This is a genomic window from Planomonospora algeriensis (assembly GCF_977012225.1).
On record NZ_CDRNDK010000393.1, the window covers coordinates 1 to 5,987 of the forward strand.

The 5,987-nt window shown below is 72.7% G+C and carries 4 protein-coding genes and 3 pseudogenes; 1 reads left to right on the top strand and 6 read right to left on the bottom strand.

Annotated elements, in window-relative coordinates:
- Positions 1–1,250: pseudogene (locus ACWJ6R_RS28370) on the bottom strand (cache domain-containing protein); the annotation flags it as partial.
- A 407-nt stretch (positions 1,251–1,657) separates the two neighbouring features.
- Here ACWJ6R_RS28370 and ACWJ6R_RS28375 point away from each other — a divergent pair.
- The gene (locus tag ACWJ6R_RS28375) at positions 1,658–2,200 is read left to right on the top strand and encodes a cysteine hydrolase family protein (RefSeq protein WP_449065162.1); all 543 of its coding nucleotides are present in this window, start codon (positions 1,658–1,660) and stop codon (positions 2,198–2,200) included.
- A gap of 95 nt (positions 2,201–2,295) precedes the next feature.
- Here ACWJ6R_RS28375 and ACWJ6R_RS28380 read toward each other — a convergent pair.
- The 5 genes and pseudogenes from ACWJ6R_RS28380 to ACWJ6R_RS28400 all read right to left on the bottom strand — a co-directional run.
- Positions 2,296–2,544 (bottom strand): annotated as a pseudogene (locus ACWJ6R_RS28380) (sensor histidine kinase); the annotation flags it as partial.
- A 332-nt stretch (positions 2,545–2,876) separates the two neighbouring features.
- A pseudogene (locus ACWJ6R_RS28385) lies at positions 2,877–3,017 on the bottom strand (histidine kinase dimerization/phospho-acceptor domain-containing protein); the annotation flags it as partial.
- A complete protein-coding gene (locus ACWJ6R_RS28390; protein WP_449065163.1) occupies positions 2,983–4,887 on the bottom strand; it encodes a GAF domain-containing protein in 1,905 nt (634 codons plus the stop codon). The gene ACWJ6R_RS28390 and the pseudogene ACWJ6R_RS28385, both read right to left, overlap by 35 nt.
- Before the next feature lie 98 nt (positions 4,888–4,985).
- Complete coding sequence (locus tag ACWJ6R_RS28395) at positions 4,986–5,660, bottom strand: DUF6766 family protein (protein WP_449065164.1); 675 nt, start codon at positions 5,658–5,660, stop codon at positions 4,986–4,988.
- Positions 5,661–5,757: 97 nt separating this feature from the next.
- On the bottom strand, positions 5,758–5,987 hold a 230-nt coding region (locus tag ACWJ6R_RS28400; RefSeq protein WP_449065165.1), incomplete at its 5' end, for a hypothetical protein.

The window sequence follows — 5,987 nt, forward strand, 5'->3', positions numbered from 1 at the left end:
CGGAACGCCGCACGCTCACCGCCCCGCGCGCCGCCGCCCTCGCCGGCGATCGCCGCGGCGACCTCCTCGGTGCTCGCACCCAGGCTGCGCACGACCCCGGCCATCCGGTCGATGACCTCCGCCGCGCCCTGCGAGGTGTTCTGGATCGCCTCCACCTCCCGGGCGATCTCGTCGGTGGCCTGCGAGCTCTGCTGCGCCAGTTCCTTGACCTCGTTCGCCACCACGGCGAAGCCCTTGCCGACGTCGCCGGCGCGGGCCGCCTCGATGGTGGCGTTGAGCGCCAGCAGGTTGGTCTGCGCCGCGACCTTGCGGATCACCTCGACCACGCCGCCGATGGTCTCGGCCGCGGTGGTGAGGCCGTTGACCGTACCGCTGGCGCTGGTCGTCTCGGTGGCCGCCTGCGCGGCCGTCGTCGTCGACTGCTCGGCCAGGTTCGAGATCTCCCGGACGGTCTCGACGAGTCCGCCGGTGGTGGAGCCCAGCTCCTCCGCGCCGTCGCGCATGGCCAGCACGGCCTCGTCGAGGCGGGCGACCACCGCCGAGACGGTGCCCTCCAGCTGCGCGGCCAGCGTCTCCACTGAGCGGCGGCGCTCCTCCTCCGCCCGGGCCCGCAGCTCCTCGTGCTCGCGCTCCAGAGCCTGCTTGCCGGAGAGGCTGTCGCGCAGCACGCCCAGCGCGCCGGCCATCCGGCCGATCTCGTCGCGCGACACCGGCGGCAGCGCCACCTCATGGTCGCCGTCGGCCAGCTTGCGGGTGGCGGCGGTCAGCGCCCGCACGGGCCGGGAGATGCTGAGCCCGACGACGGCGAGGACGCCCAGGACGGCGAGTACGACCATGCCGGTCTGCAGGATCGTGGCCCGCTGCTTGTCGCGGATGATCTCCTGCATGTCGCCGACGTAGATGCCGGTGCCGATCACCCACTCCCACGGCTCGAAGCCGGCCACGTACGACAGCTTGGTGACCGGCTCGTCCTCGTCCGGCTTGGGCCACTCGTACTCGACGAAGCCCGCCCCCGAGGCGCGCACCGTCTTGACGAACTCGACGAACAGCAGCTTGCCGTTGGGATCGGCGTTGGACGACAGGTCCTTCCCGTCCAGCTCGGGCTTGGTCGGGTGCATGACCATGAACGGGCGCATGTCATTGATCCAGAAGTAGTCGCCCTCGCCGTAGCGCATCGCCTTGACCGCGGTCAGCGCGGCGGTCCGCGCCTGCTCGTCGGTCAGGGCGCCGTCCTCCGCCTGCCGGTGGTAGCCGGCGATGACCGAGTGGGCGGCCTCCACCAGGCTCTGCACCTTCGCCTTGCGGGCGGCCAGTTCGGTGGGCTCGACGTCGATGAAGCGGATGGCGCCCACGGAGAGCACGCCGATGACGGCGACCGTCGCGAGCACGGCCAGCTTGGCCAAGATGGGGATGTTGCGCAGATTCGGCATGGGACGACCTCTCAGGGCTGCTGTGCGTTCCTGATCGGTCGGGGGTCCCGCGAGCTGAGTGATTTGGATTACAACCCGGGCCGGACCGGGACGCGGGCGCGGAGCCGGGGCCGCCCCGGGAAGGGGGGCGGCCCCGGCGGCCGGACGGGATCCGTCAGTCGGTGCTCAGCGCGTCGAGCAGGCCGCCGGTCCGGCATGAAGCGCGGGCGGGGGGATAGGAGGGACGGATGAGCACTGCGGCATTGATCGTCATGGACATGCTGAACCCGTACGACCACCAGGACGCCGACCTCCTGGCGGAGAGCGTCGAGCGGATCGTGGAACCGCTGGCGGACCTCATCGGCCGGGCGCGCGGGGACGGCGACGTCGAGCTGGTCTTCGTCAACGACAACCACGGCGACTTCACGGCGACGCGGGACGACATCGCGGCCCTCGCGCTGAAGGGCCGGCGTCCCGACCTGGTCGAGCCGGTGCTGCCACCGGACGACAGCCCCTTCCTGGCGAAGGTGCGCCACAGCGGTTTCTACGGCACCTCACTGGAGTACCTGCTGAACCAGCGGGGCGTCGAGACGGTGATCCTGGCGGGGCAGGTGACCGAGCAGTGCGTCCTGTACAGCGCGCTCGACGCTTACGTGCGGCACTTCTCCATCCGGGTGCCGCGCGACTGCGTGGCGCACATCCACCCCGACCTGGGGGACGCGGCGCTGCGGATGATGGAGCGCAACATGGGGGCGGAGATCGTCGAGTCCGGCCGCTGCCTGGCCGGCTGAGACCGTGTGCGCCCGACCGGCCGACCGGCTGACCGCCTGGCCTCCTGATCGGCCGGCCGGCGGAGCTCGTGCGCGCCTGACCGGTGCGCGCCCGTTCACCGCCGCCCGGGGTCGGCGGTGGGCAGGCGGACGGTGAAGACGGTGCCGCCGCCCTGGCGCGGGGCGGCGGCGACGCTCCCGCCGTGCGCCTCGACGATCGCCTTGGTGATGGCCAGGCCCAGGCCGGTGCCCTTGATCCCGGCCCGCTGCGCGGTGGAGGAGCGGAAGAACCGGTCGAACAGGCGCGGGTACTCCTCGGCGGGGACGCCGATCCCGGTGTCGGCCACCGCCACCGCGACCGTCCCGCTCGCGCACCCCCCGCTGTCGTGGCCGCCGTCCGTGCCGTCGCAGCCGGCGGTGACGGCGACGGAGCCCCGTCGGGGGTGTACTTGACCGCGTTGGACAGCAGGTTGTCGAGCACCTGGCGCAGCCGTACCGGGTCGGCGTGCACGGGCAGGTGCAGGGCCAGGTCGGTGGTGACGGTCAGGTCCTTGGCCGCCGCGGCGGCCCGGTGCTCGTCGACGGCCTGGCGCACCAGCCGGGTCAGGGAGACGGGCCGCGGATCGATGGCGATGCGCCCGGCGTCCAGGCGGGCCAGGTCCAGCAGGTCGTCGACCAGATGCTGCAGGTGGGCGCTCTTGCGGTCGATGACGTCGGCGAACATGCGCGGTTCTTCGGTCAGGCCCGGCAGGTCGGCGAGCATCTCGGCGTAGCTGCGGATGACGGCGACGGGGGAGCGGATCTCATGGCTGACCAGAGCGACCAGCTCGTCCTTCATCCGGTCCAGCTGGCGCAGCCGGCGCACCTGCTCCTGCTCCCGGGCGAGCTGCTGCTCGCGTTCCTCGGCCATCCGGTGGCGGTCGGTGACGTCGGTGCAGATGCCGTCGGCCAGCAGCCGCCCGCCCTCGCGGCGGGGCGTGGCGCGGGTCCAGATCCAGCGGGTGACGCCGTCCAGGCCGACGACCCGGTACTCGGCCGCGCGGCCTGCCGGAGGCGACCGCCTCGTGGAGCTCGCAGAAGGCCGGCAGGTCGTCGGGGTGCACGCGGCTCTCGGTGAAGGCGGCGGCGTCGATGCCGAGGGGGACCTGGCCGCCCAGGATCCCGGCGGTGCTCTCACTCTGGTAGGTCCGGCGGGCGTGTCCCTCGTCATCGATCTCGACGGTCCACACCAGGTCGTCGATCTGGGCGACGACCTCGTCGAAGCGGCGCTGGCTGGTGGTCAGGGCCAGGGCGAGGTCCTCGGCGCGGCGGCGCTCCATGAAGCGACCGACGTGCGCGCAGACGCCGTCGAGCAGGTAGAGCAGGTCGTCGTCGGGCTCCTCGACGGTGTCGATGAAGAAGGCCAGCACGGCCAGCACCCGCTCGCCGCTGCGCACCGGCAGCCCGATGGCGGTGCGCAGACCCGAGTGCAGCGCGTGCGGGGTGCGCAGGAAGCCCCCCGGCTCGGCGCGCAGGTCGGGTGTCCACGAGCGGAGGCCGGAGGCCAGCACCCGGCCGGGCAGCCCCTGACCCGAGCGGACGGTCATCAGCTCCGGACCGGTGAACTCCGACAGATCGAGGCCGGGCTCCACCCAGGAGCCGGTGCGGGAGATGAGCTCCCCTCCGGGGTCGGCCTGCCAGTACTCGCCGCAGCTCCAGCCGAACGCGCCGGCGATCGCGCCGATCACGCCGCAGGAGGCGCGCTCGACGGAGTCGGCCTCGGCGAGCGCCTTGATCACGGCGTGCTGGGCGTCACGGAGCACCTGGACGCGGTACTGGTCGGTGATCTCCCGGCCGGTGCACATCGCCCCCAGCCGCCGCCCGCCGGAGGTCTCGATCGGCCGCCCGTTGACCAGGAACCGGCGTGGGCACCTGCCGGGGGCGCGGACCACCACCTCCTGGCCGTCGAAGCTCCCCCTGGTCAGGGCCCGGACCACCGGCGCCTCCTCGGGGGTGAGCAGGGTCTTGCCGTCGGGGCCGTACAGGTTGTAGACCCGCGGCCAGGCGAGCATGTCCACCGGCTGCTCCGGAGCCTGGACGAACTCGCGCATCACCTCGTTGAAGCGGACCAGCCGGCCGTCGTTGTCGCAGGCCGCCACTCCGACGTCCAGGCTGTCCAGGAGCGCGGACAGGAACGTCCGCTCCTCATCCAGTTCCCGCCGGAGCTCCTGGAAGCCCAGCTGCGAGGCGATCACCGCCTCCGCCGTCGCGGCCAGCTCCTCCAGCGCGCGCAGCTCCTCCGAGCGCCACGGGCGGGGGCGGTGGTCGATCACGCAGAGCGCGCCCAGCGCCTGCCCGCCGGGCTCGTGCACCGGGACTCCGGCGTAGGCGGCCAGCTCCCCGCGGAAGACGGCGACGATGTCGCGCCACCGCTCGTCGTCGCGGGTGTCGGTCACCGTCAGCGGGGCGTCGTCGAGGACCAGGTGGCGGCACATGGACTGGGACAGGGGGCTCTGCCGCTCGGACAGGGAGTCGCTGGACCCCTCGGCGCTGAGGACCACCTGCCGGTCCTCGGCGATCAGCGATACCCGGGCGATGGGCACGTCGAGCAGCCGGGTCGCCATCCGGGTCACCCGGTCCAGCAGCGGCAGCCGGGGAACGTCCAGCAGGCCGGTGGCGTGCAGGGCCTCCAGCCGTCGCGCGTCGCCGACGCGGTCCTTGGTCTTCACGTTCTCACCTCCCGCAGCATCACCCCCTACCCGGCAATGGGTGCTTAAGACCTATATGTCCGTTATGTCATTAAAAACCATGCTCCTGGGGTTTGAGCTCAGCCCTCGACGTCGGTCGCGCCGTGCGGCGCGCCGACCGGTTTGGACTCAGGTGACCCCCGCTGGCGCAGGTACACCGAGAGCACGACCATGGAGAGCACCGCGAGGAACTCCGACTGCCAGTTCTGCAGGGTCCGGTTCCAGAAGTCGGCCGAGGTGACGTACCCCCACCAGCTCAGCGGGTCCTGCAACCGGGAGAGCCGCTCGGAGTTCCAGCTCGCCAGCCCCGCCACCGACTGGGCCAGCCACGACAGCAGGAAGATCGACCCCATCACCAGGCCGAGGGAGTTGCCGTACAGCGCCTGCCGCAGGCCCGTCGCCCTGGCCCAGGCCGGGCTGTCCGGTCGGGCGTACGCGCCGACCTGCTGGTCGGCGTCGCTCTCCGGGCCCTCCTCGCCGGGCTCCTTCGACTCCGGCGAGCCGCGCTGCACCCACCAGACGGTGGCCAGGATGAAGAGCAGGAACTGCAGGTACTCCGACTGCCAGTTCTCCGCCACGTCGACGGCGAAGTCCGAGGAGGTGACGTACCCGGCCCAGGAGACCGGCGCCCCGCCCTCGGCGAGCCGCCGGTCGTTGTACGCCGCGGTCCCGGCCACGGACTGCCCGGCCAGCGCCAGCACGAACAGGACCAGGAAGAACAGGCTGAGGGCGTTGTCCCTGGCGAAACGTCTCACGGCCGGCCTCCCTACCGGTGCAGCAGGCCGATGGCGAAGACGTACGCCAGGCCCGCCACGACGATGACGACGGTCGCGGCGAACATCACCCGCATGGTCATCCCTCCACCTCGCACGAGTACGGCAGCGCGCCGCGCGGCCGGCAGCCCGCCGCGCGCACCAGCCAGCCCCGCGGGAAGCGGTTCAGGAAGACGGTGTCGCGCGCGAGCCGCACCACGGCCTGGTCCCCCCAGACCTCGGTCCCGCCCGGGGTCCCGCCGGGCAGGTCGAGCTCCAGTACGGCCCGCGCGCAGTCCCGCCCGCCGGACCGCAGGCCCTCGGCGGCCT